Source organism: Pelagibius sp., assembly GCF_965227505.1.
Lineage (GTDB): Bacteria > Pseudomonadota > Alphaproteobacteria > Kiloniellales > Kiloniellaceae > Pelagibius.
In genome coordinates this window covers 143,216-167,524 of the sequence record NZ_OZ245757.1, presented here as the reverse complement: position 1 = coordinate 167,524, position 24,309 = coordinate 143,216, and the positions used below count along the sequence as shown (strand labels likewise).

Here is a 24,309-nt window from a genome sequence, read left to right as displayed (position 1 = left end):
CTCCGCGCTATGGCCTGCCGACCTGGGCGGTCAGAGCCAGGCAATTGCCTTTCAGGTGCCGAAATGCCCTCCGCGTCGGGTAGTAGGCGGCGGGAAGGCGGTCGCGAAAGGCCACCTGAGGCCACTGCGCGATGCGCCGCAGCACGCCGGCCAGGGAGACATCCCGCGGTCGGAAATCATGGTAAGGCGTTTTTGCAAGATATTGATAATAAACATCCTTATGGGGATGTGTGTTCTGGAAATGCCAGGGCTTCGAGGGCGTTGTGTAGTGGATAATCCCCGGAGTCAGCAGCAGTTCGCGAAACGCGCGATAGCTCATGGAGAGCGCCTCCGGTTCGCACCACAGCATTGCTGTCTGGAAGTTCCAGTGCGGCGGCAGCTCGGTGATGTCGCCTTCGAAGACCGCATTCAAAGCGTCCTGGTCGTGCGCATAGAGGTGGGCGTGATGGGTTTCAATGAAGCGGACGAGCCGCTCGGTCGCACCCAGACGCCGCCAACGCGCAAGGTCCATCAGCAGAACGCCTGCATTGAAATAGTCCGCGCCGGGCGACATCGCGAGGTCGCCGTGCCGGACAAAGAACGGGTTGTGCACGGCGCCGATGGTGCGCCCGCCGAGGTCGCTTGCCCAGAGCGGCGCCAGATCGGCCTGAACCACGAGGTCGCAGTCGAGATAGAGCACCCGCTCGACATCCGCCGGCAGGATTTCGGGAATGAAGATCCTGAGATAGGACGCATGGGAGATGTGGTTGTCGGTTCGGAAGTGGCGATAGCGCTCGATATCGAAAGGCTGGAACCTGAGGCTGACCCGACTGTTCCCTGCGACGATACGCTGCAGCTTCGCTTCGTCCTCGCCACCCATGTTCAAGGTGATGGCCAGAATATCGAAAGCGTTTGCGGGGTTGTTCTCAAGCAGGGAGACGAGGGTGACAGCCAGATGCTGGCTGTAGCTGCCGTCGACGCCGAAGACGAGCTTGATGGGCGCATTGGTCATAGGGCGCCGCTCCGGCCCGCCCCGCTTTCCGCCGGGCTTTCCGCCCCTGGCTGGTAACGGCGCTCCTTTGCCGCCGTCACCGCCTGGCCCGCCATCTCGCGGGCGGTGACAAAAGCGTTCAGGGTCATGACCAAACTCTCAACCTGTTTTTGAGGATCGATTTCCGGCCGCTTGCCATAGCTCCACGCAGCCGCCGAGGCTTCCTTGTAGACTGCGGAATCGGCCCAGAATTCCCGGACCGCCTCCGCCCAGGTCTCGGCCGGCGCATCGTGGGGCAGGACCCGGCCGGCCGGACCGATGGCCTCCGGCAGCCCGCCGCGATTGCTGCCGATTGCCGGAATACCGCTGAATTGGGCCTCCGTGACCACCCGCCCCCAGGCTTCCTCCCACTGGCTCGGCACCAGAAGACAGCGGGTGGCGCCATAGACGCTGCGCATGTCGTGGGTCCGCGGTTGGAGGCGGATATTGGGATGGGCGGCAACACGCGCCTCCAGGGCGCTCTGTTCCTCGGCGCTCATCGGCCAGCCCTCCACGAAACAGAAGGGTATCTCCGGACAGAGCCCGGCAATCTCGAAAGCCAGGTCCGCACCTTTGACCGGGTGCGGATTGATGAAGGTGACCTGCTTGGGTTCGACCTGCGTCGCATAGCGGGCGGCGCGGAACAATGGCCGGATGACGGTCGCTTTCGGCCCGTAGGCCGCCTTGAAACGATCTGCGACGAACTGGGAGTTGGCGATGTAGCCGAGCGATGGCAACGCAGCCGGGTCACCGCCCAGTTCGTGGAACTCGACGTCGCGCAGATAGACGACCGTTGGAATGCCTGCCGCGACAAAACCCCTGGCCATGCGCAACGACTCGCCGGACTGGACCAGCGCAACTTCGGGGCGCCAGCGGGCGAGAAGCCGGTCGACCTGATCTGCCGGCAACCAGGCGCGGAACACCCGATAGCCCGGCGTCGCATCCGCCAGCAACGGCTGGCGGGTCAGCTTCATCACCACGCGGTTGCGCAGGGCCAGCCAGCCGTTCCCCTGAAGCTGCGCAAGGACTTCGCAGTGATGCCCCGCCTCGCGCAACGCCAGGATCAGTTCATGGCTGCTGGACTCAGACCCGCCGACGCGTTGGGGCAGATAGCCGTGCCCGGTGGCAAAGAGGATTTTCATAAGCCGACTTCCCGGGCCGGAGGCCAGGCGGCGACCGGAAGATGTGATTCCTTGTGTCCTTGCCACAATCTGTCCAAAATTCCGCCGCAGTCTGGGTCTTGGGAAAACTGCGCCACAGGCCGCCCTCTGGGGGCTGCGCAGCGTGATCCACTGGGGAAGGCAAGCATCTGCGAGGGAAGAGCATGAGCCTCACGTCGAGCGTTACCTCGATGGTATGGGACGAGACCACACAGGCGCGTGTCCGCCATGCGCTGCGTGGGGAGGAGGACGCGGGCCTCATTTTCGCTCTCGGTGCGCGCACCCTGGCGCTGATCGTCGTCGGCGTCTGGCTCATCATCGAAGTGCCGATGCCCAGAGCGAGTTACTATCTCGGCATCATCGGGCTGTTTCTGATCCTGGGCGCTGCACACTATGTTACTCGTAGCCAGACCGAACATCCGACGGCCTGGACCGCCCTCTTCATCGCGCTGGATTCCGCGCTCCTGGCCATCGCCCTGATCTTTCCCAATCCCCTCTCCGATGCCCCCTGGCCGATCCAGGGCAACCTGAAGATCCACAACGATCTTTACCTCTACATCTGGCTGGCCCTGGCGGCGATAAGCTACTCGCCAATCCTGGTGATCTGGACCGGCGTCACGACGATGTTGGCCTGGAGCCTGGCCGTGTGGTGGGTGGTTTCGCTGCCCGAGACGGTCACGGAGGTCAATGAGCACCTGGCCACGCCCGCCGATCCGCTTTGGATCGACCAGAACTTTGGCATGATCTTCGACCCCTTCTTCGTAAGCATCACCGGATGGGCGAACCAGGTCGTCCTCTTCCTGATTGCGACCGGACTGGTGGCTGCAGCCGTTTGGCGATCGCGCAAGCTGCTGATCCGCCAGGCGCGCGCGGAGCGCGCGCGTGGCAACCTCGCCCGCTTCTTTTCGCCCAACGTGGTCGAACAGCTGGCCGACAGCGACGACGCCCTGGCCGAGGTCCGCACCCAGGAGGTCGCAGTCCTCTTCATCGACCTTGTGGGCTTCACGCGCTTTGCGGAGACGCTCGAGCCGGTGGCGGTGGTCGAACTGTTGCGCACCTTCCATCAGAGAACGGCGAAGGTCATCTTCGAGCACGGCGGCACCATCGACAAGTACCTGGGGGACGGCATCATGGCGACCTTCGGCACCCCGAAACCCGGCGCGAAGGACGCCCTTGCAGCGCTGCACTGTGCCTGCGCCGTGCGCGACACCCTGGACGCCTGGAACAAAGAGCGGAGCGCCGCCGGCGAACCGATCCTGCGCGCCGGCATGGGACTGCATTTCGGCGCGGTGGTTGTCGGCGCCGTCGGCGATTCCCGCTGTCTGGAGTTCACCGTTATCGGCGATACGGTGAACGTGGCCAGCCGACTGGAGCGCCTGACACGGCAGAGAAACCGCTCGATCATCGTCAGCGGCGCCGTCATCGAGATGGCCCGCGCTCAGGCCGACAGCGACGCCGAGAAAGCCCTTATGAAGCGGTTCGACCGCATCGAAGACGCGGAGTTGAGGGGCCGCAGCGCCCGTATGCCGGTCTGGGCGCCCGTTTCCGCCAACGAGCCGCCCGCGGCACCGACGGCCGCGCCGCCCGCCGCCGGCTGAGAAAGCCGAAGGCCGCGACCGGCGCCGCCGACGCTGCTTTGCCTCAGACAATGCGGTTGCCCCCCGGCAAACGCTTGCGGAGACTCTGCAACCCGTAAAACGCCAGGTGTGGCGTCAGGTCCGGGTTGCTGGCGAAGATGGCGCCCGCATCCCCGACCCTGCGGCCCTTCAGGGCGTCCACGAACTGCATGAACTTCACGTTCAGGTCGACCGAGATCTGCCGCCTGTGCAGGGCGGCGCGCAAATCCGCGCCGCCCTGGGGCGTGGCTCTGAGCAGATCCAGGCGGTTCGCCGTGCTGAGCTGGCGCAGATCGTCCAGGGTAAGGCTGCGCGACAGCGACCCAGGCCGCTGGGTGTAGAGATAACCGGCCTCCGGCGACAGCAGGAAGCGCGCGCCACAGAGCAAGGCATCGAGGCAAAAGTGATAGTCTTCGGCGATCCGCAGGCTCCCGTTCTGGCGCAGTCCATGCCGCTCCAGAAAGCGCCTGCGGAACATGGGCTTCAGATAGCCGAGCTTGAACCCGCGGGTGAGGAACAGGTTGCTGCGGACGTAAGCCGCCGCCGAAACCGGTCTTTGAAACGCCGGGTGCCCGGCGGGCAGCGCCGGACGCGGCGCGGCCTCGCCAAGGTGGCTGACAAAGCGCAGGTTGTCGGCGACGATGTCGGCCTCGCCCCGCTCGCCGAGGTCGACCAGGCCCTCGAGCCGTCCCGGCGTGTAGGCATCGTCGGCGTCCAGCAGGGCGACCCACTTTCCCCTTGCGCAGGCGAAGCCGATGTTCCGCGCCGCAGCCGCACCCGCATTCTCATCACGCCGGACAAGCACGATGCGGGGGTCGACCTTCGCGTAGCCCGCAACCGTATCGGCGGTGCCGTCGGCAGAGGCATCATCGACCACCAGGACCTCGAAGGACTGCAGGCTCTGCAAGAGCAGAGAATCCAGGGCGCGCGGGATACTCTCTGCCGCGTTGTAGGCGGGAAGGATGACCGAGACGATCGGCGTCATGCGACTGTCGTACCCTTGGAGCCTAGTAGTATTTTCGGAAGCTGCGGTCGGCGTAGCCGACGGTGTAGGGATTGAACTTCGCGCTGCGCGTGAGTTGCGCCTGGGTCATGACGGTGCCCGCGATGTGCGCCTTGCACTTGCGCAGGCGCTCCAGCGCCGCCTGGACGAACTGCTTCGGCGTCCGGCCCCAGCGCACGACCATCACCACCTGGTCCGCCAGCTCCGCCAGGCTCGCCGCGTCCGAGACCGCCAGGGCCGGGGGCGCATCGATGCAGACGAGATCGTACTGCTCGCCTGCGGCGCGCACGAAGCGGGTCAGCTTCTGTGAGCGCAACACGGTCAGGGGGTCCACCAACTGAGTGCCCGGCGGAATGACGGACAGTGATGAGTCCTTGTCTATCTCGATGGCCTGCTCGAGCGGACAGTCGGTGAGAACGAAGTCCGAGAGCCCCAGTCGCGGCTCCTGTTCCGAAGCCCGAAGATCGGCATCGATCAGCAGCACATTCATGCCCGCCCGCGACAAGGCCGTGCTGAGCGTGCGCGAGAAAACCGACTTCCCTTCATTGGGAACCGAGGAGGTCACCAGCAGTACGTTGCCGAGGTTCAGAACCCGGCGGTCGACCCGCAGTGCAGCGAAAACGCTCTTGTGGGCTTCCGCAAAGGCGGAGTTGGGCTCGCTGCTCAGGAAGCGCTCCAGCCCCCTGCCGGCAAGACTGCGTTTGGCGATCTTCGGGATCACCGCCAGCACCGGCAATCCCAGCGCGGACTGAAGCTCGTCCGCATCGCGATAGCCGCGCACACTGAGCTCCAGCAGCAGAATGATGAGCGCGCCCAGGCCGCAGCCCAGAACCACCGCAAGGGCGTAATTCAGACGTGTGCGCGGAAAGGACGGGCTGGTCGGAATGCTGGCCAGGGCCAGGATGCGCGACTGCGCCTGGTCGTAGTCCAGCTGTTCGGTCTCCTTGTATCGATTCAGGAAAGACTCGAAGACCTCGCGCGTTGCCTCGGCCTCACGCTGCAGCGCTCTCAGTTCGATCTGGGCGCCGCTCAAGGTGTCGGAGTCGCCCTCCAGTTTGCGGAGAGAGGACCGGATGGAGCCGACGCGCTGCTGGGCGAGATCCCTCTCGTTCTGCAGACTGGAAACAAGGCTCTGAGCTTCCTCGACCATCTGCTGGCGCCGCTTGCTGAGCTGGGACCGCACGGCGATCACAGAGGGATGCTTGTCTCCCAAGGTGGTGAGCAGCTGAGACTCCTCCTGGCGCAGCCGCATCTCTTCCAGCCGCAGGGAATCGATAACCGTCGACTGCACGCCTTCAAAAGCCGCTGTCTGGCCGCGGCTGGCCACCGCGAGGCGCACCCGGTCCAGGCGTTCGTTCACCGTATCGAGTTCGAGCTGAGCATCGAGTTCCTGGCGGCTGAGCGCAAAGATCTGTTCGGCCATCAATTCGCCGTCACGCTCCGAGATGATCGGTGTCGTGGCGCGGAATTCCTCCACTGCGTTCTCGGCCTTCTGAACATCGGCGCGCAGCGCCGCGATACGGCCGCTGAGGAAGGTGTTGGCACCCTCCAGAGCGTCGGTCTTCAAGCGCACCTGATCCCGGATGTACTCTTCAGCGACCGCATTGGCGACCTGCTGGGAAAGGGCGGGATCGCCCGTGGTGTAGGAGATCGAGATCACCCGCGAGGAACCCTGAATGGCGAGGTTGAGCCTGCCCAGGAAGCGGTTCACGATCCTCGTCTGTCCCCAGTCCTGCTGCACCTGCTCGGTGTTCAGGTCCCAGGTGCCCGGGGCCTCGGCAAGCTCGACTGCCCGGGGCTGCGCCGGTTCCTCCTTCAGCCAGGCGATAACCGGCCGAAAGAGACCCTTTACGCCCGACTTCAGTTCGTCGACCACGCTGCGTTCCCGCGGCAGAAGCGAGGGGTTGAACTCCGCCAGGGCGGCGAGCCCCAGGCCGTCGATCACCTGCCGCGCCAGGGTCGGCGACTGAATGATCTGCACCTCGCTCTGCATGGTCTCCAGGCTGACAGGCAGGCTGGACATGACCGACTCGATCTCGATGACGTTCTGCTGGCGCGGCTCCACGATAACCGTGGCGGTCGCGGTGTAGCGCGGCGTGATCACACCGTTGGCGATCACTGCCGTGCAAAGGGCGATAAAGAGGGTGGTGCCGATGATCCATTTGCGGCGCCAGAACACAGCAATAAGCTGGGGGATCGTCAGGCTCATGAAGTCCCCCTGAGCACGGTTCAGCTGCTGTCTAAGGGTGGTCATGGCATCCCCTTGCCCCGGATCCTGCATAGCGCGTATCTAGCTGCACCCCACGGCCCCATGCCCGGTAACCCCATTCGGTCCCTGACCCCGCTCGGCCCCTGGGCGCAGTTCGGCGGACCCGGAAACCGCGCAGACAGCGCGGCGATCTTTCGGCCACCGCCGGCACGAATTCTCGGAACCTTATCAGAGGGCTGTCGGGCTTTTCTCGGCCCCCGGTCAATGTCCGACAAAAGACACAGAGCGGCGGCCCCGCTGCCCCTGCGACCTGCGCGCTTCTCATGCCCCATGGACCTCCCGGTACTCCAAATAATCCCGGCCGAGGGTGCTGGCGAGAATGCCGCAGCCTCGGCAAAGGGTGTACAGCGGGCGGACGATCCTCTCGCGGCGGCCCAACCCAAGCACGGCCAGATTGACAGCGAACAAGGCGCTGCCGGCAACGACCCTCACCCCGCCGCGGACCAGATTGCCGAGCGGACGCCAGGAGGCCGCCCGCGCTCCGCGCAGGAACAGCGCGGCGTCGATGTTGCCGGTGCGGTACCAGCGCCGCATCAGCCAGCCAAGCCGTGCGCGGCTTTCAGGCACGGTTTCAAAGACGACGGCATCGGCGGCGTAGACAATGCGTTCTCCTGCCTCCAGCATCTGCCGGAAGAGTATGGTGTCCTCGCCGCCGCTCAGCGCATAGCGATGGTCGAAGGCAAGTCCGAGGCGGCGAACAACCGCCATGTCGATCAGCACGTTTGCGGTATGGGCGTCGTCAAGCTCGGCTCCATCCGGAAATCTATGCGTGTCGAAGAAACCTCCTGCAATGATCCACTCGGGCGTGCCGTCCGGGAACAGCGGCTGGACAGCACCCAGAACGGCCGCCGCCCCGCTCTTATGCCGGCGCGCCAAGAGGCGGTTCAACCAGTCCGGGGCCGGATACTCGTCATCGTCGATGAAGGCGATGACGTCGCTGTCCAGCGCGTCAGCCCGCTCCAAGGCCGCGTTGCGGGCGTAGGTAATGCCGCGCCGGGGTTCGCTCACGTAGTGCAGCGACCAGGGACAGGCATCGCGGAATCTCTCCACGACCGCCCGCGCATTCGCCTCTGCGCTGTTGTCGACGATCACGACCGAGAGGGTTGTCTGCGCCTCATCGGCGGGCTCCAGCGCCGCAATCGCAGTCAGCAGGCGGACCAAGCCTTGCGGCCGGTTATAGGTTGCCGCGCAGAGCGCTACACGCATGACACAGCGCTCCCCCGGCCCGCTGGATAAGCTGCCCGCGCGACAACCAACCTTGGAGGCTCTGCATGATGGATCGCTCGCCTGCGCACGACAAAGCCGCCTCCACTGCGGGCCCTGCTGCGCGACCCGCCTTTGCCGCCGGCTGCGCGATCACCGCTGCCTTTGCTGTCTGCTTTGCCGCGGCCGGACTGGGCTACGCTGCGGGGGCTGCCTTCGTCGACCCGCTGACCCGGCACGACAAGTCCCATTGGACAAAGTCGCACAACTGGAAGAACGCCTGGGCGGACAACAACACCGGCTGGCGACGGGAAAACGTCCGCTTCACCGACGGCATCATGCACCTCGACCTGACCCGCCGGCCCACGGCAGGAACGCCCTATTCCGGCGGCGAGTACCAGACCCGCGCCTTCTATCACTACGGACGCTTCGAGGCCCGCATCCGCGCTGTCTCCTATCCCGGCGTGGTCACGGGCTTCTTCACCTACACCGGACCGACTTTCGACGGCGACCCCCATCACGAAATCGACTTCGAGTTCCTTGGCGATAAGCCCCGGCACGTTCAATTGAATTACTTCACCGACGGCGTCGGCAAGCACGAAACGCTGATCGATCTCGGCTTCGACGCCTCCGAAAGCTTCAACACCTATGCGTTCGAGTGGCGGCCGGACTCGATCCGGTGGTTCGTGAACGGAGTTCAGGTGCATGAAGAGACCGGTGCGCGCGGTCCCCTGCCCTCGGTTCCGGGCAAGATCTATCTTCATCTCTGGGCCGGCAAGAACCTGGCACACTGGATCGGCGACTTTGTCTGGCCGGGGCAGCCTCTGACCGCGCAGGTCGCTTGTGTCGCCTTCCGCCCGCTGGACAGCGCCGGCCCCAGCTGCGAGGAGTGAGGGGGCCGGGAGTACGGGGGCCGGCCGCGAGCGGCTCCGCCGCGCAAGCGGTCTATGCGCCTGCTGCCGTCTCATCCGGTCTTGCGGCTGCTCTGCGGCAGTTCCCAGGTCTGAAAGCGCTCGCCCTGGCGGGATTTCAGAAGGCCGAGCCCGGTGGCCGCCATTGCCCGCAGGATTTCGACAAGCTGCGCCAGCGGGCCGCTTTGGGCGCGCCTTCCGAGCCAATAGAGAAGCACGAGTGCAAATGGCAGCGCCGCCGCGGCGACCCCCAGACCCCAGAGCCACAGCACAAGCATCGCCGCAGCGATGCCGATCAGCACAAAGTAGATCCCAAACCAGCGCAGCAGCTTGTGCGAGATGTACTTGAACAGATCGGATCTCGACAGCCTGCGCAGCCGCGGCCACAGCAGGCGGTGGCAATTGAAGGCCTGACAGGCGATGCGCACCTTGCGGCGAAACTCGTCGCCACTGTCCGTCGCTGACCGCTCGAAGGCGAGGAGTTCGGGGTCGCGCACAACCCGATAGCCATCGCAGAGAATCGAAAGGGAAACGAACATATCGTCGATGATGTCGGGCGGCACCATCGGGTAGAGGCTGCGTCTTACAGCAAACAGCGCACCGTCGGCGCCCATGGTCGAACCGCTGCGGCTCTCCAGCGACTTGATGCTCTCCTCCAGGCGCCAGTAGAGCGCGCCTGTGGCCGCGGTCGCCCCTTCGTCCGGGTTCGTATAGACAAGGCGCCCGCAGACGCAGCCGATCCGCGGATCCATGAAACTCCGGCGGACTGCCTGGAGAGCTGCCGGCTCGACCAGCACATTCGCATCGGTGAACACGATCAGGTCGCCGCGCGCGGCCTGGACCAGGGTGTTCATGCCATGGCTCTTGCCGAGGCGCTGATCGGAGGCGAAGACGCGTATCCAGTCGCCTTCAGCCTCAAGCAGTCGGGCGGTGTCGTCGGCGCTGCCATCGGAGTATGCCAGGATTTCAAGCGCGGGCTCCGCCTGGCGCAGGCGCCGGAGATTCTCGATCTTCTCCGGCAGGGTCGCGGCTTCGTTGTAGGCACAGAACGCGAGGGACAGCGTGCCGCCATCAACCTCGGCGCCGCCGGGCGCCACGCCGCGGCGCGGCAGCAGACGCAGCAGAAGCGGGTAGATCACATAGGGATACACAACCGCCAGCACGCAGAGCCCCAGAAGTGCCAGCGCCCAAAGGGACATGCCGTCCAGCACGCTCAGTCTCCGCCACTCTCTTTGGCCCCTGCCCCAATGGGCGGGCCGGCGGGCCGCTTCAAGCGGCGGAGGCTGCCAAGATCGCGCCGCCGTCTGTCGATCCCGGCAACGGTGTCGCAGAGATCGCGCGTGTCATGGAGATCGCAGAACTCCTGCAGCGGAAGCGAAAGGATGTGCGCGCGGCGCGCCAGATGCTCATCCCAGGAGTACCACTTCAGGAACGCCACGAGGTTCTCCAGCAGCGGCCCGTCGAAGGTGTAGCCCAGGCCCAGTTCGCGGACCTTCTGCCCCGTCTGCGTGTTCTTGCTGGCCAGCGCGACGCTGCCGAAATAGCCGCCTTCATAGACACGGTTCGGCAACAGCCACTCGGAGTTGGTGCCCTCGTCCAGGAAGTCGAAAGCCCAGGTCAGGTGAACCCGGCCATAGATATCGGCCATATCCTCCGGATTGCGGTATTCGCCCTCGTAGACGATGTTGGGATGCTTGGCGATGGCCTTCTCGAAGTAGTCCATGCCGGTTTCGGTCGGATAACCGCGCATGTAGATCTCAACCCGCTCCGGCAGGCTTTCCGCCAGCCGGCAGAGGATGTCGAGGCTTTTCGGACAGCGCAGCGTTCCGAACCAACCGATGACCCACTTGCCGCCGGCGCGCTGTGCGTCCTCCTCGGCAGGTGCGCATGCGCCCTCCAAAACCGGCCGCTGCACCTGCCGCGCCTGTGCGAAGCTGATCTTGTTTTCCAGAAGAAACACCCGGCCGCGATAGCCCTGCACCGGCTTGAAGTACTCGGTCATGAAGCCCGGCGAGGAGACCACCAGGAGATCGCAGCGTTTCAGAAGACGACGTTCCAGCCAGCGGAAGACCATCCCGACCGGACCTCGCCGGGTAAAGACGCGCTGCACGTCGAGCACCTCGTAGACGAGCGGTGCCGATGACCGGGAGATGAAGCGCGCCAGCCAGGCCAGTGCGCACATGTCGATGTTGCGGGCATAGAAGAAACCCGTCCGGCGCAGGCTGCGGCGCTGGCGGAAGAGCACCGGGACCGCCGCCAGAAGCTTCAGCAGCCGCTTTCGGTAGGCGCGATCTTCCGTCGTTCCCAGATGATGGTTCTCCCAGAAGGGAACAAAGGACTGATTGAACTTCTCGCGCCGAAAACAGTAGCCGGTCACCTTGAGGCCCAGGGCGCCGAAAGCACGCGCACGCTTGATGACGGTGCTTTCCGCCCAATCGTGCCCGAAAAACGCAACGCCACCGGTCAGTGCAAGCTCGTGCGGGACCTCCGCCGTGAGGCTATCGTGATGGTGATCAGGCATGGGCACGCGACCCGTTGGCCGCCGCACCGCGGCCCAGTGAAAGCTCCCAATCGATTGCGGAGCTGATAATCACGTCAATGTCGTCATAGCGTGGCTGCCAGCTCAGGGTTTTCTGCAGCGCGCTGGTGTCGGCGACGAGGATCGGCGGATCGCCGGGACGACGCGGCGCCCTGTCGGGGTTGAGAGGGCGCCCGGCGCAACGCTCCACGGCCTGCAGAACCTCGCGCACCGAATAGCCGTGTCCGTATCCGCAGTTCAGGATCTGGCTCTCGCCACCCGCATCGAGGTAATCGAGCGCCGCCAGGTGGGCGGAGGCCAGATCCGACACATGGATGTAGTCGCGCACACAGGTGCCATCCGGTGTGTCGTAGTCGTCGCCGAAAATGGCGATGGACTTTCGGGTGCCGGCCACCACCTGGCTGGCGATCTTGACCAGATGCGTGGCAACCGGACCGAGCTGGCCGCTGCGGCCCCCCGGATCGGCTCCGGCGACGTTGAAATAGCGCAACGCGACGAAGCGCAGCCCGGCGGCAGCGGCCAGATCCCGCAGCATCCATTCGGTCACGAGCTTGGAGGAGCCATAGGGATTGATCGGGCGGGTTTCCGTATCCTCCGGAATCGGCGACACGGTAACGGCGCCATAAACGGCAGCGGTCGAGGAGAAGATGAAGCGGTCGATCTCATGGCTGGCGCAGGTTTCCAGAAGGTTTCGGCTCACTGCCACGTTGTTCTCGTAGTAGGCCAGCGGCTCGCTGACCGATCGTTCCACGAGGATGCTGCCTGCGAAATGAATGACCGAATCGACGTCGTAGCCCTGCAGCACGCTGGCGACCAGCGCCTGATCGCCGGCGTTACCGTGAACGAAGGCCACGTCGTCGGGTACGATCCCTCGGGTGCCGGCCGAGAGATCGTCGAGCACGACCAAGCGCCGGCCCGCCTGCTGCAAAGCCAGAACCGTGTGACTGCCGATGTAACCGGCCCCACCGGTGACCAAAGTTGCCTTTTCGGATGCCATCGCCGGACCACTCCACCTTGGCGCAACAGATCGGACAAACGACGATGACCGCCGTTACGGAAGCTCCACCCCTCCCCCCAAGACTTGCCGATTTGCGTTGTGACGGCGGACGCCGTGCTCGCTTCGTGGCCACCTGAAACGCCAGGACTTACTGCCGGAGCCGCACCACGCCACCGCACCAATCGCGGCCCGGTTTACCCAGGCGCTTGTAGTTCCAGTTCCAATGGCAGGTCATTCTTAGTCTGCTGCATCATCCAGCGCATGTAGCAAATATCGGTCACAATTGGGGCCGCATGCGGCGATGCTTCCTTCAACGATCTTGCCGACCAGAACGGTGCACCCCTTGGCCGGGCCGCGAAAAACGTGCGATAGTCATCAATCGAAGGGCAAGCGTCGTTGTAGTGGTGCATCCCCGTGACGACGGTCTGACTTCCTGACTTCCGGAGCGCACGGCCGGCCGAATGCCCGTTGACGGTCAGGTGTTCGTTGCCGGGCTTGGGACCAAAGGCGCATGAACATCGAAGAGCGTTTTCGCTCCGATGCGATACGAGAGCTCTACCGCTACTGGCTGTCCCTGCGAGCGGACAGAGCCGCCCCTGCCCGCGCCCAGGTCGATCCGATGGCCATGCGCCGCACCCTGCCGCACCTGGGCCTCTTCGATGTGGAGAATGACCCCAGGCGCTACCGCGTCCGGATCATGGGCACAGAGGTCGTCGCGTGGTATGGCTGCGACGTTACCGGGCGGTATCTCGACGAGATCGACCTCGGTCCCGATCCGGCGCCGGTCTTTGCGATCCTCGACCACGTTGTCGCAACCATGACGCCGGCCCACATGACCGGCGACTACGTGAAGCAGGACGGGCGCCAGATCCGCTATGAGCGCCTCGTGCTGCCACTTTCCAGCAACGGCAAGGAAACAAACATGCTGCTGGGCGCCAGTATCCGTTCCGAAGCGGGCGCCTGAGCGGTGGCCGGCCCCCAGAACTATGTCCCGGGCTATATCCCGGGCCATGTCCCAGAAGGGCGTATCCTAACGATTTGTTAACACTCGCCAGCCACGCTCATAGCGATGCCGATTCTCCTCGCTCTGCGGGCAGAATCATCACCAGAGAACGGGCGGCGGACTTGGCGCAGACGGCAACAGCAGGTTCACGAACTGTCGTATCCCGGACCCGGATGCACGAACATCGGGAATGGCCGCGCTACAGCGCCGAGCGCAGGCTCACACTCTCCGCCAATCTGGACGGCAAGCTCTATCTGTGCACCGTCGCCGATGTATCCCTCGGCGGCGCCCGCCTGGTTTTCGACGACGACCTGCCCGCGGAAACCGGTCGCAGCGGCTCAATCGAACTGCTGCACCCGGATGCGGAGCCGGTCATCTGCGAGCCGATCTGGCGCTCGCGGCGCGAGCTCGGCATCCAGTTCGATTTCTCGGAAGAGTCTCTCGGACTGGTCTCTGTCTGCGTGCGCAACATCGTCGATCACGACTCTCAGACCAAGTCCTGATCGCCGCTTCCCGCAGGGTCGCCGCTGTTTCGCTGAAATCACGATCGCTTTACGTCTGAGTTGGGGCGCGGTCAGGCAAAAGACCCCGCAAGACATCCTGCCGGTATTCAGTCCGAGGAAATCCGCTTGGACTTGCCGCTCCAACTGGCGGGCCCCACCACGACCCGCTCGGTCAGGAAATCATTGGCCGGCGCCGTTTGCGGCTGCGCAAGCGGGTCCTGCTCGCGGTCGCCCAGCACCGTCTTCAGGGGCCGGATCGGCCGCCGAAGATACGGGCTGATGAAGGTTGCACGGTTTCCTGCGCCAGGTTTATCCACAGGGTTATTCCCCGATTTGTCCACAAGATCTGGTGGTTGCGGGTGATGCTCGCACCAGACCCCGTAGCTGTCAATCAAGCCGCCTGTGGAACTTGGGGGTAACTCAATTTCCCCTTTTAAGCTCAATACGCAAGGGTGTCGCTTCTACCCATGGTTCCGCCACCACCATGGTATTCCCGGCCCTCGTTGCGGTCGGCAGTGCCGCGTTCGATGCCAAGCGAACGAGGCCCGGCGGTCGGTACGCAACGGTCAGGACATGACGATCAGGGCCCGGCATCAAGGGCCCGGAGACGGGCTTCGGTGACGGCGAGAAGCGCTTCGTGCAGAGCGACATCGCCGTCCCTTGCGCCCTGTCGGATCTGTTCCTGGATCGACCGCTCGAGGTCGTCTGGCGCGGACCCGTCGGCCTTTGTCTCAAATGCCAGGAGGCCGGAAAGCCGCTCGCGAGCCTCCGCGCCCTGCCGGCCACCCTGCCGCAACTCGGCCTCGGCAAGCGCCAGAGCGTTCAGCACCAGCCGCGCCCGGTAACGGGCATCGCCTGACAGCTGCGGCAGCATCTGCTCCTCGATTTCGCGGCGCGCCAGGCTCAACAGCCGGGCCCCTCCGGCTTCGCCACCGTTCACGACACAGCCCTCCAGAGAGACGGCGCGGTGCAGCGCAGGATTTCCTGTTCAAGCCGGGGCGGATGGATGCGGCCGGTAAGCGCCAGTTCCAGCGATGCCTGATCACCCGACAGCGTTCTTTCGCCTTGCTGCAGGGCGATCACGGCCCACCGCAGGTGGGCCATGACCTCCCAATAGGCCACAGCCTTGGCATCGACGGTCTGGCCCCAGACCTCTTCATAGCCGTCGTAAAAGGCGCGCCGGGAGCCGACGCCGCCGGCTTCCAGTTCCGGATGCGCATAGCGCCAGCACTTCGCACAGAACCAGCCGAGGTCGCTCATGCGGTCGCCCCAGTCGCAAAACTCCCAGTCCAGCACAGCGGTGAGACCCTTGCCGTCGACCATGTAGTTCCCGGTGCGAAAGTCCTGATGGACCAGAACCGGCGCATCGCTGGAGGGTGCATGCAGTTCGCACCATCTCAGCCCCCACTCCAGCGCCAGCGAAAGCGCACCCAGACTGTCCAGGTAGTCCCGGTAGCGTGCGACAGCGGCAAGCGCGGGCTGCCGCGCCGGAGTTCCGAGGAACGCCAGATCCTCCCGCGGTGGCGTGATGCTGTGGATCTTCGCGAGCTCGCGTCCCAGATCGGCGGCCAACCGCTCGCGGTCCCCGCCGAGGCCGGGCTCCTTCATCAGACGGTGCGGGGCGGCGGTACCCTGGGCGCGGGCCATGATGTAAAAGCTCTTGCCCAGGATCGAGGAATCCTCGCACAGCCACAGCGGCTCCGGCACCTTCACGCCTGCATGGCGGGCCGCCTGCAGCAGGGCGAACTCCTCTGCCCGGCTGCGGCTGACGGCAACGCCCGAAGAGGCATCGGTGCGCAGCACAAGCTGGCGCTGCCCGGCTTGCGGACCACCATGAACGCGGACATCGAGCAGCCAGTTTTCCTGAATTGCGCCCCCGGTCAGCGGGATGACGTCATCCAGATCGACGGCATCCGCACCGGCCGCAGCCGCGAGGAACGCTTCCAGCGGCTCTTTCTGTGCCGCAAGCTTGCTCTCCGCTGGCGTGATCACCGCTCCCAGCTCCAGAAGTCGACCCCGTCTTTCAGGAAACTGCGCGCCAGCACCATCTTGTGCACTTCCGAAGCGCCGTCCACCAGACGCGCCTGCCGCGCGTAGCGGTACATCCACTCCAGGGGCGTGTCTTTGGAGTATCCCCGGGCGCCCAGTAGTTGGATCGCCGTGTCGATGGCCTTGTGCAATGTCTCGGAGACCTGGATCTTGGCCATCGAGATCTCCTTGCGGGCAAAGTCGCCGCTGTCCAGCTTGACCGCCGCACGCATGGTCAGCAAACGCCCGACCTCGATCGCCATAGCTGCTTCGCCCAGCAGCCACTGCACCCCTTCGTGCTCCGCCAGGGACTGTCCAAAGCTTTGGCGTTCGGCGACATGCGGCGCGGCGATCTCCATTGCGCGCCTGGCCATGCCGAGCCACCGCATGCAATGGGTCAGCCGCGCGGTCCCCAGGCGAATCTGCGTCACCTTCAGCCCGTCGCCAACCTCCATCAGGCGGTCGTCGTCCGGGACCTGAAGATTCTCCAGCAGGACCTCGCAATGGCCGCCGTGCTCCTCCGGCCCCATGATGGGAATGCGGCGGTCGATCGTCAGGCCGGGCGCATCGCGATGCACGAGGAAGGCCGTCAGGCCCTTGCGCTGGTCCTCTGACGTGCGGGCGACGACGATGAAGTGCTCCGCCACGCCTGCGCCGGTGATGAACCACTTGTGGCCATTCAGAACCCAGGCATTGCCCTGCCGCTCGGCCCGGCTCAGCATCAGGCCCGGGTCGGATCCGGCCCCGGGCGCGGGCTCGGTCATCGCGAAGGCCGAGCGCACCTTGCCGTCGATGATCGGCTGCAGCCAGCGTGTCTTCTGGGCCTCCGTCGCCACTTTTTCCAGGACGATCATGTTGCCGTCGTCCGGCGCAGCGGAATTGAAGACGACGGGTCCGAAGATCGAGCGGCCCATCTCTTCATAGCAAGCGGCCATGGCCGCCACCGGCAGCCCCTGCCCGCCCCTTTCCTTCGGCATCTGCAGCGCCCAGAGGCCCGCGTCCCGGGCCTTGGCGCGCAGCGGCTCCAGGACCGGGAGCCTGATGTTCTCGTGGTCGTCGAAATTCGCCGGGTCGGACTCCAGCGGCATGACCTCGGCCTCGACGAAGGCCCGAACGCGTTGCCGGAGTGCCTCCACCTCAGGGGAAAGCGAGAAGTCCATACCTGATCCTTTTGTGGCGGCCTAAAGCGTTACCGATTGAGCGCCATCGACGACAATCACCGTACCGGAGATATAGCGCGCGCTGTCGGAGGCCAAAAGCAGGAGCGCACCGTCGAGGTCCTCGGGCCGCCCGAAGCGGCGCAGGGGGATGCGCTTGCGCAAGCGCTCGCCCGCCTCGCTCGCCAGGAAGTCGCGGTTGATATCGGTTTCGATGTATCCGGGTGCCAAGGCATTCACGCGGATGTCGTGGCGCGCCCATTCCGCCGCCAAGGCCTTGGTCAGGGCGATGAGACCGCCTTTGGAGGCGACGTAGGCAGGCACCTGTTGGCCCGCGACCAGGCCCAGGACAGAGGCCATGTTCACGATGCTGCCGCCGTGGCCCAGGTTCGCCATGTGCTGCGCAACTTCCTGCGCGACCAGCCAGGCACCTTTGAGGTTCGTGTCGACGACCCGGTCCCAGTCCTCCTCGCTCACCTCGAAGGCGGGTTTGGTCTCGGCGACGCCGGCATTGTTGATCAGAATGGAGATGGGGCCGAGTTCGGTCTCCGCCGTGCTGACGCAGTCGGCCACCGAAGCCGGGTCGGTCACGTCCAGGCGCAGCGGAATGGCGCGGCCGTCCTTGGCCTCGATCTGGCGTTCCAGTTCGACCAGGGGCTCCAGGCGCCGGGCCGCGAGGCCGACTTTGGCGCCGGCCGCCGAGAGCAGCAGCGCGGCATGCCGGCCAAGACCGCTGGACGCACCAGTGACCAGGGCCGCCTTGCCCTCGAGACTGAAGGGACCTGCCGTCGCGCTCACAGTGTCACGGCCCGTTCGCGCAGGACATACTTTTGGATCTTGCCGGTGGAGGTTTTCGGCAGCGGCCCGAACACGACCGTCCGGGGCACCTTGAAGCCGGCCAGCATGTCCCGGCAGAAGGTGACGATTTCCTCGCTGTCTGCCTCCATCCCGTCTTTCAGGGTCACGAAGGCGCAAGGGTGCTCGCCCCATTTCTCATCGGGCCGCGCGACGACGGCGGCCTCCATCACCTTCGGGTGGCGGTAGAGCGCCTCTTCCACCTCCAGGCTGGAGATGTTTTCGCCGCCGGAGATGATGATGTCCTTGGAGCGGTCCTTGACCTCGATGTAGCCGTCGGGATGGGCGACCGCCAGGTCGCCGGTATGAAACCAGTCTCCTTCAAAGGCCGCCGCGGTGGCGCTGGGGTTCTTGAGATAGCCCTTCATCACCGTGTTGCCGCGCAGCATGATCTCGCCCATGGTCTCTCCATCCTGCGGGACCGGCGCCATGGTATCGGGGTTCATGACCACGGCGCCTTCCAGGGTCAGGTAGTTGACGCCCTGGCGCGCCATCTTGGCCGAGCGCGCCTGCAGGTCCAGGGACGCCCAGTCGTCCTGCCAGGCACAGACCGTGGCGGGACCGTAGCTCTCGGTCAGGCCGTAAAGATGGATGATGCGGAACCCCAGCGCTTCCATGGACTCGATCACGGCGCTGGGGGGCGCCGCGCCCCCGGTCGCGCAGTCCACGGTGTGATCGAAGGCGAGCTTCACCGAGGCCGGCGCGTGCGCCAGCATCGTCAGCACAATGGGCGCACCGCACATATGGGTCACGCCCTCGTCGCGGATCAGCGGATAGATCACGGCGGGATCGACCCGGCGCAGGCAGACGTGGGTTCCGCAGGCCGCCGTCACCCCCCAGGTGAAGGTCCAGCCGTCGCAGTGGAACATCGGCAGGGTCCAGAGGTAGACCGAATCGCGCCCCAATCCGAAGGTGATCATGTTCCCCAGGGCATTCAGATAGGCGCCCCGGTGATGGTAGACCACCCCCTTGGGATTGCCGGTGGTGCCGGAGGTATAGAGGAGCGAGAGCGACTGCCATTCGTCCTCCGGCTCGGCAAACACGTCCTCCGCGCTGCCTTCGGCAAGCAGGGCCTCATAGTCCAGAGCGCCGAGCAGTTCGCCGCCCTCGGCCAGGGGGTCGTCGATATCCACCACCAGCGGGCTGCGGCCGCTGATCGCCAGGGCCTCCTTGATCACGGGCGAAAACTCGCGGTCCGTCAGCAGGACCTTCGCCTCGCCATGCTCCAGGATGAAGGCGATCGATCGCGCATCCAGGCGAACGTTGAGGGAATTCAACACGCCGCCCATCATCGGCACGGCGTAGTGGGCCTCCAGCATCGGCGGCGTGTTGGCCCCCATGATGGCGATACAATCGCCGCGGCGGAACCCGCGCCTCGCAAGCGCCGAGGCCAGACGGCAGGCGCGCCGGTAAAACTCCGCATAGGTGATGCGCTGGTCGCCGTACACGACCGCTGTCTTGTCCGGATAGACCGCAGCGGCGCGCCTCAGGAAGTTGACCGGCGTCAGCGGCGCCGCGTTGGCCGCATTCCGCTCCAAGCCCAACTCGAAGGCGCCTGCCTTTACACCGGAGTCGGCCATCGGCATTTTCCCTACCCCCACGTACCCTGCCCCGCTTTTGGCTGTGGGGCTGTCTTGCGGTATGGTGGAAGCTCCGCGGCCCTGCGGTCAAGCCCAGAACTGGTGTCTCGGACCTTCTGGCCCTGACCGCCCGGCGGCGAAGGAGTGCGCAGCGGAGTCCGGAAGGCAGGCCATGATCCAGATCGACATCTTCTCCGACACCATCTGTCCCTGGTGCCTGATCGGCAAGCGCCGGCTCGAAGCAGCGCTGCGGCTGCGCCCGGAGCTGCCGCTGCGGATCCGCTGGCGCGCCTTTCAGCTCAACCCCAACATGCCTGCCGAAGGCATGGAGCGGCAGGCTTACCTCAATCTCAAGTTCGGCGGCGCCGACAACGCCACCATGATCTACGACCGTATCCGCGCCGCCGGGGCGGGCGACGGCATCGACTTCGCCTTCGAAGCCATCGCGCGCACGCCCAACACCCTGGAGTCGCACCGCCTGATCCGCTGGGCGACGGACACAGGCCGCCAGACCGAGGTCGTGGAGGCCCTGTTCGAGGCCTATTTCTTCCGCGGCGAGGACATCGGCGCAAAGGGCGTTCTGGTGGAGGCCGCCGTGGCCGCCGGCCTGGACCGGGCGGACAGCGAGCAGTTCCTCTCCGGGGATCTCTATCGTGCCGAGGTCAGCGAAGAGGACCGTCAGGCCCGCGCGCTGGGAATCGACGGGGTGCCCTGCTTCATCTTCAACGGCCGCCACGCCCTGGCCGGCGCCCAGCCGCCAAAGGCCCTGGCCGAAATGCTCGACCTCGCCCACCAGGAAGTCTCCGCCGCGCCGGCGGAGTAAGACCCCGCACGCTCCCGCAGACCGCGGGCCCGACCCTCAACTGCCGCTGCCGAAATCCTCGAAGCGGTCGATGGCGGCACGGTCGTAACCGAGGCTCGCGGTCACGAGCTGGCGCGTATAGGGGTGCTGGGGCTCGTGGCGCTTCAGGCGTTCGACGTCCAGGCGTTCGACCACCGCGCCGTGATTCATCACCGCCAGTTCGTCGCACATATGGGCGACCACCGAGAGATTGTGACTGACGAGAACGTAGGTCAGGCCCCGCTCCTGCTTCAGGCGCTGCAGCAGGTTCAGGACCTCCGCCTGGACCGAGACGTCGAGCGCCGAGGTCGGCTCGTCCAGCAACAGGATGCGCGGCTCCAGGATCAGGGCGCGGCCGATGGCGACGCGCTGGCGCTGGCCGCCGGAAAGCTGGTGCGGATAGCGGAAGCGGAACTGCGGCCCCAGCCCGACCTCTTCCAATACCTGCTCGATCCGGCGCTCCGGGTCGCTCAGGCCGTGGATCGCCAGGGGCTCCATGAGGATGCGGTCGACGGTGTGGCGCGGATGCAGGGAGCCGTAGGGGTCCTGAAAGACCATCTGCACCAGCTTGTAAAAGGCCTTGTCGCGGCGCGGCGTCTGGGCTTGGCCGGCGATGGTGACGGTGCCGCTCCAATCGGGGTTGAGGCCGCTGAGCGCCCGCAACACCGTGGACTTGCCGGAGCCCGACTCCCCGACCAAACCGTAAGTCGCCCCCTCGGCCACAGCGAAGGAGACATCGCGGACCGCATGCACCCGGTCGGCCCCCCTGCCGAAAATCACGTTCAAGTCGCGGATATCGATCATGGCCCCGGGAGCAGCCGCACTCACAGACCGTGCTCCAGCCACTCGGGGTCGCGGCGCAGCACCGGCAGGTCGCTGCCGTCGCCTTCGATCTTCGGCAGGCAGTTCAGCAGTCCGCGGGTATAGGGGTGCTGGGCCGCGGCCAGATTCTTCGCGTTGCAGATCTCCATGATGCGCCCGGCATACATGATGACGACCCGGTCGCAGAAAGAGGCGACGAGGCTGAGATCGTGGCTGATGAAGATCAGCCCCATGCCGCGCTGGGTCACCAGGTCGTCGAGAATCGCCAGCACCTGGAGCTGGACTGTGACGTCCAAAGCCGAGGTCGGCTCGTCGGCGATCAACAGGTCGGGATCGGGGATCAGCATCATCGCGATCATGATGCGCTGGCCCATACCGCCGGAGACTTCGTGCGGATAGGCGCGATAAACCCGTTCCGGATCGCGGATGCGCACGGCGGCCAGCATGTCGAGCGCGCGGCGGCGGGCTTCGTCGCGGGGTACCTTCTGGTGGGTGCGGTAGGCCTCGGCGATCTGCTCGCCGACGCGCATCACCGGGTTCAGCGAGAACTTGGGGTCCTGCATGACCATGGAGATGCGCTGGCCGCGAATGTCACGCATCTGGGCTTCGCTGGCCCGCTGCAGGTCGATGCCGTCAAACTCCAGACGCCGGGCCGTCACCTCTCCGGGCGCGGAGACCAGGCGCAGGATGGAGCGGCCGGTCATCGACTTGCCGGAACCGGACTCGCCGACGATCCCCAGTTTCTCACGGCCGAGGGAGAAGCTGATGCCGCGCACAGCCTGCACCACGCCCTTGCGGGTCGGAAAGTCGACGTGCAGGTCCTCCACCGTCAGCAGCGGGCCGGCCATCAGCCCTGCCCTCCAGACTTCGGGTCCAGCACGTCACGCAGGCCGTCGCCCAGCAGGTTGAAGCCCAGGCTGACGATAAAGATGGCGATGCCGGGCACCGTGGCCACCCACCACTGATCGAGCAGCACCTTGCGGCCGCTGGAGATCATGGCGCCCCATTCCGGCAGGGGCGGCTGGGCGCCGAGGCCGAGAAAGCCGAGCCCGGCAGCGATCAGGATGATCCCGGCCATGTCGAGGGTCACCCGGACGATCAGCGAGGAGGTGCAGAGCGGCACGATGTGGGACCAGATGATGCGCAGGCGGCCGGCCCCCTGCAGACGCACGGCGGAGATGAAGTCCGAGTTGCGGATGGTGATGGTCTCCGCCCGGGCGATGCGCGCATAGGGCGGCCAGGAGGTGATGGCGATGGCGATGATGGCGTTCTCGATGCCCGGCCCCAGGGCGGACACCAGGGCCAGGGCCAGCACCAGCTTGGGGAAAGCCAGGAAGATGTCGGTGATGCGCATGAGCACGGCGTCGACCCAGCCGCCGAGATAGCCCGCCGTCGTTCCGACCAGCAGTCCGATGGGCGCGGCGATCACCGCCACCAGAACGACGATGTAGAGCGTCAGCCGCGCGCCGTGGATGATGCGCGAGAGAATATCGCGGCCCAGTTCGTCGGTTCCGAACCAGTGCTGGGCGGAAAAGAACTGCAGGCGGTCGGCCAGGATCTGGGCGTTAGGGTCATAGGGCGCAATCAGCGGCGCAAAGACGGCGACGACGATCAGCGTGACCACGATGCCCAGGCCGATCATGGCCAGGGCGTTGGAACGGAAGGCGAGCCAGCCGATGTAGGCCCGCCCGAGCCGCGCCTGACCGCGGGACTGCGGCGAGCTGCTGAGCAGCCAGGACCGCAACCCCTCGCTTTCCACCTGTTGGGCCTGACTGGTCATCGTGCGCGCGGGTCCAGGACCCTGTAGAGCACGTCAGACAGCAGATTGATGCCGATGAAGACGGCGCCCACCACCATGGTGGCGCCCAAGACGGCGTTCATGTCGGCATTGAGCAGCGACTGGGTCAGATAGAAGCCGAGCCCCGGCCAGGCGAAAACGATCTCGGTCAGCACCGAGCCCTCCAGCAGGTTGGCGTAACTGAGGGCGATCACCGTGACCAGCGGCACCCGCACATTGCCCAGGGCATGCACCCAGATCACCCGCCATTCCTTCACGCCCTTCACCCGCGCCGTGGTGATGTACTCCTGGCTGAGCTGCTCCAGCATGAAGGAGCGGGTCATGCGGCTGATGTAGGCGAGGCTGAAGTAACCGAGAATAGAGGCCGGCAGGATCAGGTGACTGGCGGCGTTCCAGAAGATGTCCCATTCCCCGGCCATGGCCGCATCGATCAGCATGACCCCGGTGACCGGATCGATGAGCCCGTCATAGACGAAGTTGAGACGCCCCGGCCCGGGCACCCAGTCCAGCGTGGCATAGAAAAGCAGCAGGCCCATCAGGCCCAGCCAGAAGACCGGGATCGAATAGCCGAGCAGGCCGACGACGCGGATCACCTGGTCGGGCCAGCGCCCCTGATAGACGGCGGCCAGCACGCCCATGGGCACGCCGAGAAGGACGCCCAGCAGCGTTGCCACGGTGGCCAGTTCCAGGGTCGCCGGAAAAACCCGCTTGATATCCTCCAGCACCGGATTGGCGGTCAGAACCGAGTTGCCCAGATCGCCCTGGACGACATTCCAGACGTAGATGGCAAACTGCTCGTAGAGCGGCAGGTCGAGGCCGAGCTCCTGGCGCACCCGCTCGACGACGTGTTCCGGCGCCCGGTCGCCGACGATGGCCAGCACCGGGTCGATGGGCACCACCCGTCCGATGATGAAGGTTACGAAGAGCAACCCCAGGAATGTCAGCCCTACCGTAACGACAACACTGAGGGCGACCCGTAAAGGACGCGGCAGGGACAGGCCGCTCAGACCTGCCC

The 24,309-nt window shown here is 65.5% G+C and carries 23 protein-coding genes; 5 read left to right on the top strand and 18 right to left on the bottom strand.

Annotated features, from left to right (window positions below; all coding sequences use genetic code 11):
- Positions 1-7 precede the first annotated feature (7 nt).
- Complete coding sequence (locus tag ACO06P_RS00770) at positions 8-991, bottom strand: glycosyltransferase family 8 protein (RefSeq protein WP_420348107.1); 984 nt, start codon at positions 989-991, stop codon at positions 8-10.
- Complete coding sequence (locus tag ACO06P_RS00765) at positions 988-2,151, bottom strand: glycosyltransferase (RefSeq protein ID WP_420348106.1); 1,164 nt, start codon at positions 2,149-2,151, stop codon at positions 988-990. The genes ACO06P_RS00770 and ACO06P_RS00765 overlap by 4 nt, the downstream gene beginning before the upstream one ends.
- A 182-nt stretch (positions 2,152-2,333) precedes the next feature.
- Here ACO06P_RS00765 and ACO06P_RS00760 point away from each other — a divergent pair, with 182 nt between their 5' ends.
- Complete coding sequence (locus ACO06P_RS00760) at positions 2,334-3,767, top strand: adenylate/guanylate cyclase domain-containing protein (protein WP_420348105.1); 1,434 nt, start codon at positions 2,334-2,336, stop codon at positions 3,765-3,767.
- Positions 3,768-3,810: 43 nt separating this feature from the next.
- Here ACO06P_RS00760 and ACO06P_RS00755 read toward each other — a convergent pair whose 3' ends face one another.
- From ACO06P_RS00755 to ACO06P_RS00745, 3 genes are all read right to left on the bottom strand, one after another.
- The gene (locus ACO06P_RS00755) at positions 3,811-4,770 is read right to left on the bottom strand and encodes a glycosyltransferase family 2 protein (protein WP_420348104.1); all 960 of its coding nucleotides are present in this window, start codon (positions 4,768-4,770) and stop codon (positions 3,811-3,813) included.
- Positions 4,771-4,792: 22 nt separating this feature from the next.
- Positions 4,793-7,042, bottom strand: coding sequence for a GumC family protein (locus ACO06P_RS00750; protein WP_420348103.1), 2,250 nt, complete (start codon positions 7,040-7,042; stop codon positions 4,793-4,795).
- Positions 7,043-7,318: 276 nt separating this feature from the next.
- Positions 7,319-8,263 carry a glycosyltransferase gene (locus ACO06P_RS00745; protein ID WP_420348102.1) on the bottom strand — a complete coding sequence of 315 codons (945 nt, stop codon included), beginning with the start codon at positions 8,261-8,263 and terminating at the stop codon, positions 7,319-7,321.
- A 65-nt stretch (positions 8,264-8,328) separates the two neighbouring features.
- On the opposite strand from ACO06P_RS00745, the gene ACO06P_RS00740 reads away from it, so the two are divergent.
- Positions 8,329-9,153, top strand: coding sequence for a family 16 glycosylhydrolase (locus ACO06P_RS00740; RefSeq protein WP_420348101.1), 825 nt, complete (start codon positions 8,329-8,331; stop codon positions 9,151-9,153).
- 71 nt (positions 9,154-9,224) lie between these two features.
- Here the strand turns inward: ACO06P_RS00740 and ACO06P_RS00735 are convergent, their stop codons facing one another.
- Genes ACO06P_RS00735 through galE form a run of 3 tightly spaced genes read right to left on the bottom strand, consistent with a single transcriptional unit; the run spans position 9,225 to position 12,707 of the window.
- Positions 9,225-10,382 carry a glycosyltransferase gene (locus ACO06P_RS00735; RefSeq protein ID WP_420348100.1) on the bottom strand — a complete coding sequence of 386 codons (1,158 nt, stop codon included), beginning with the start codon at positions 10,380-10,382 and terminating at the stop codon, positions 9,225-9,227.
- 2 nt (positions 10,383-10,384) lie between these two features.
- Positions 10,385-11,692 carry a hypothetical protein gene (locus tag ACO06P_RS00730; protein ID WP_420348099.1) on the bottom strand — a complete coding sequence of 436 codons (1,308 nt, stop codon included), beginning with the start codon at positions 11,690-11,692 and terminating at the stop codon, positions 10,385-10,387.
- Positions 11,685-12,707, bottom strand: coding sequence for a UDP-glucose 4-epimerase GalE (gene galE / locus ACO06P_RS00725; protein ID WP_420348098.1), 1,023 nt, complete (start codon positions 12,705-12,707; stop codon positions 11,685-11,687). The genes ACO06P_RS00730 and galE overlap by 8 nt, the downstream gene beginning before the upstream one ends.
- Before the next feature lie 511 nt (positions 12,708-13,218).
- Here galE and ACO06P_RS00720 point away from each other — a divergent pair.
- Both ACO06P_RS00720 and ACO06P_RS00715 read left to right on the top strand, forming a co-directional pair.
- Positions 13,219-13,671 carry a PAS domain-containing protein gene (locus ACO06P_RS00720; RefSeq protein ID WP_420348097.1) on the top strand — a complete coding sequence of 151 codons (453 nt, stop codon included), beginning with the start codon at positions 13,219-13,221 and terminating at the stop codon, positions 13,669-13,671.
- Positions 13,672-13,883: 212 nt separating this feature from the next.
- Positions 13,884-14,213 carry a PilZ domain-containing protein gene (locus ACO06P_RS00715; RefSeq protein ID WP_420348096.1) on the top strand — a complete coding sequence of 110 codons (330 nt, stop codon included), beginning with the start codon at positions 13,884-13,886 and terminating at the stop codon, positions 14,211-14,213.
- Between the two features lie 107 nt (positions 14,214-14,320).
- On the opposite strand, the gene ACO06P_RS00710 is transcribed toward ACO06P_RS00715, so the two are convergent.
- From ACO06P_RS00710 to ACO06P_RS00685, 6 genes are all read right to left on the bottom strand, one after another.
- Entirely contained in the window at positions 14,321-14,608 is a 288-nt protein-coding gene (locus ACO06P_RS00710; RefSeq protein WP_420348095.1) for a hypothetical protein, read from the bottom strand.
- 185 nt (positions 14,609-14,793) lie between these two features.
- On the bottom strand, positions 14,794-15,153 hold the full coding sequence (locus tag ACO06P_RS00705) for a DUF6285 domain-containing protein (RefSeq protein WP_420348094.1): 360 nt from the start codon (positions 15,151-15,153) through the stop codon (positions 14,794-14,796).
- Positions 15,150-16,205, bottom strand: a complete 1,056-nt coding sequence (locus tag ACO06P_RS00700; protein WP_420348093.1) for a phosphotransferase family protein — start codon at positions 16,203-16,205, stop codon at positions 15,150-15,152. The genes ACO06P_RS00705 and ACO06P_RS00700 overlap by 4 nt, the downstream gene beginning before the upstream one ends.
- A complete protein-coding gene (locus ACO06P_RS00695; protein WP_420348092.1) occupies positions 16,202-17,401 on the bottom strand; it encodes an acyl-CoA dehydrogenase family protein in 1,200 nt (399 codons plus the stop codon). The genes ACO06P_RS00700 and ACO06P_RS00695 overlap by 4 nt, the downstream gene beginning before the upstream one ends.
- 21 nt (positions 17,402-17,422) lie before the next feature.
- Positions 17,423-18,196, bottom strand: a complete 774-nt coding sequence (locus ACO06P_RS00690; protein ID WP_420348091.1) for an SDR family NAD(P)-dependent oxidoreductase — start codon at positions 18,194-18,196, stop codon at positions 17,423-17,425.
- Positions 18,193-19,833, bottom strand: a complete 1,641-nt coding sequence (locus ACO06P_RS00685) for an acyl-CoA synthetase (RefSeq protein WP_420348090.1) — start codon at positions 19,831-19,833, stop codon at positions 18,193-18,195. Before ACO06P_RS00685 ends, ACO06P_RS00690 begins: the two co-directional genes overlap by 4 nt.
- Before the next feature lie 172 nt (positions 19,834-20,005).
- Between ACO06P_RS00685 and ACO06P_RS00680 the strand changes: the two genes are divergently transcribed.
- The gene (locus ACO06P_RS00680; RefSeq protein ID WP_420348089.1) at positions 20,006-20,656 is read left to right on the top strand and encodes a DsbA family oxidoreductase; all 651 of its coding nucleotides are present in this window, start codon (positions 20,006-20,008) and stop codon (positions 20,654-20,656) included.
- Between the two features lie 36 nt (positions 20,657-20,692).
- Here the strand turns inward: ACO06P_RS00680 and ACO06P_RS00675 are convergent, their stop codons facing one another.
- The 4 genes from ACO06P_RS00675 to ACO06P_RS00660 are packed head-to-tail and all read right to left on the bottom strand — an operon-like array spanning position 20,693 to position 24,292.
- On the bottom strand, positions 20,693-21,478 hold the full coding sequence (locus tag ACO06P_RS00675) for an ABC transporter ATP-binding protein (protein WP_420349683.1): 786 nt from the start codon (positions 21,476-21,478) through the stop codon (positions 20,693-20,695).
- Positions 21,479-21,498: 20 nt separating this feature from the next.
- A complete protein-coding gene (locus ACO06P_RS00670) occupies positions 21,499-22,344 on the bottom strand; it encodes an ABC transporter ATP-binding protein (protein WP_420348088.1) in 846 nt (281 codons plus the stop codon).
- Entirely contained in the window at positions 22,344-23,276 is a 933-nt protein-coding gene (nikC, locus tag ACO06P_RS00665; RefSeq protein ID WP_420348087.1) for a nickel transporter permease, read from the bottom strand. Before nikC ends, ACO06P_RS00670 begins: the two co-directional genes overlap by 1 nt.
- Positions 23,273-24,292 carry an ABC transporter permease gene (locus ACO06P_RS00660; protein WP_420349682.1) on the bottom strand — a complete coding sequence of 340 codons (1,020 nt, stop codon included), beginning with the start codon at positions 24,290-24,292 and terminating at the stop codon, positions 23,273-23,275. The genes nikC and ACO06P_RS00660 overlap by 4 nt, the downstream gene beginning before the upstream one ends.
- Positions 24,293-24,309: the final 17 nt, after the last annotated feature.

What these genes read in the sequence shown, in the direction of transcription:
- ACO06P_RS00760 (WP_420348105.1), top strand. Translation starts at nt 2,334, where the DNA reads ATGAGCCTCACGTCGAGCGTTACCTCGATGGTATGGGACGAGACCACA.
- galE (WP_420348098.1), bottom strand. Translation starts at nt 12,707, where the DNA reads ATGGCATCCGAAAAGGCAACTTTGGTCACCGGTGGGGCCGGTTACATC.
- nikC (WP_420348087.1), bottom strand. Translation starts at nt 23,276, where the DNA reads ATGACCAGTCAGGCCCAACAGGTGGAAAGCGAGGGGTTGCGGTCCTGG.
- ACO06P_RS00750 (WP_420348103.1), bottom strand. Translation starts at nt 7,042, where the DNA reads ATGACCACCCTTAGACAGCAGCTGAACCGTGCTCAGGGGGACTTCATG.
- ACO06P_RS00695 (WP_420348092.1), bottom strand. Translation starts at nt 17,401, where the DNA reads ATGGACTTCTCGCTTTCCCCTGAGGTGGAGGCACTCCGGCAACGCGTT.
- ACO06P_RS00715 (WP_420348096.1), top strand. Translation starts at nt 13,884, where the DNA reads ATGCACGAACATCGGGAATGGCCGCGCTACAGCGCCGAGCGCAGGCTC.
- ACO06P_RS00755 (WP_420348104.1), bottom strand. Translation starts at nt 4,770, where the DNA reads ATGACGCCGATCGTCTCGGTCATCCTTCCCGCCTACAACGCGGCAGAG.
- ACO06P_RS00770 (WP_420348107.1), bottom strand. Translation starts at nt 991, where the DNA reads ATGACCAATGCGCCCATCAAGCTCGTCTTCGGCGTCGACGGCAGCTAC.
- ACO06P_RS00740 (WP_420348101.1), top strand. Translation starts at nt 8,329, where the DNA reads ATGATGGATCGCTCGCCTGCGCACGACAAAGCCGCCTCCACTGCGGGC.
- ACO06P_RS00685 (WP_420348090.1), bottom strand. Translation starts at nt 19,833, where the DNA reads ATGGCCGACTCCGGTGTAAAGGCAGGCGCCTTCGAGTTGGGCTTGGAG.
- ACO06P_RS00670 (WP_420348088.1), bottom strand. Translation starts at nt 22,344, where the DNA reads ATGGCCGGCCCGCTGCTGACGGTGGAGGACCTGCACGTCGACTTTCCG.
- ACO06P_RS00680 (WP_420348089.1), top strand. Translation starts at nt 20,006, where the DNA reads ATGATCCAGATCGACATCTTCTCCGACACCATCTGTCCCTGGTGCCTG.
- ACO06P_RS00720 (WP_420348097.1), top strand. Translation starts at nt 13,219, where the DNA reads ATGAACATCGAAGAGCGTTTTCGCTCCGATGCGATACGAGAGCTCTAC.
- ACO06P_RS00730 (WP_420348099.1), bottom strand. Translation starts at nt 11,692, where the DNA reads ATGCCTGATCACCATCACGATAGCCTCACGGCGGAGGTCCCGCACGAG.
- ACO06P_RS00745 (WP_420348102.1), bottom strand. Translation starts at nt 8,263, where the DNA reads ATGCGTGTAGCGCTCTGCGCGGCAACCTATAACCGGCCGCAAGGCTTG.
- ACO06P_RS00675 (WP_420349683.1), bottom strand. Translation starts at nt 21,478, where the DNA reads ATGATCGATATCCGCGACTTGAACGTGATTTTCGGCAGGGGGGCCGAC.
- ACO06P_RS00765 (WP_420348106.1), bottom strand. Translation starts at nt 2,151, where the DNA reads ATGAAAATCCTCTTTGCCACCGGGCACGGCTATCTGCCCCAACGCGTC.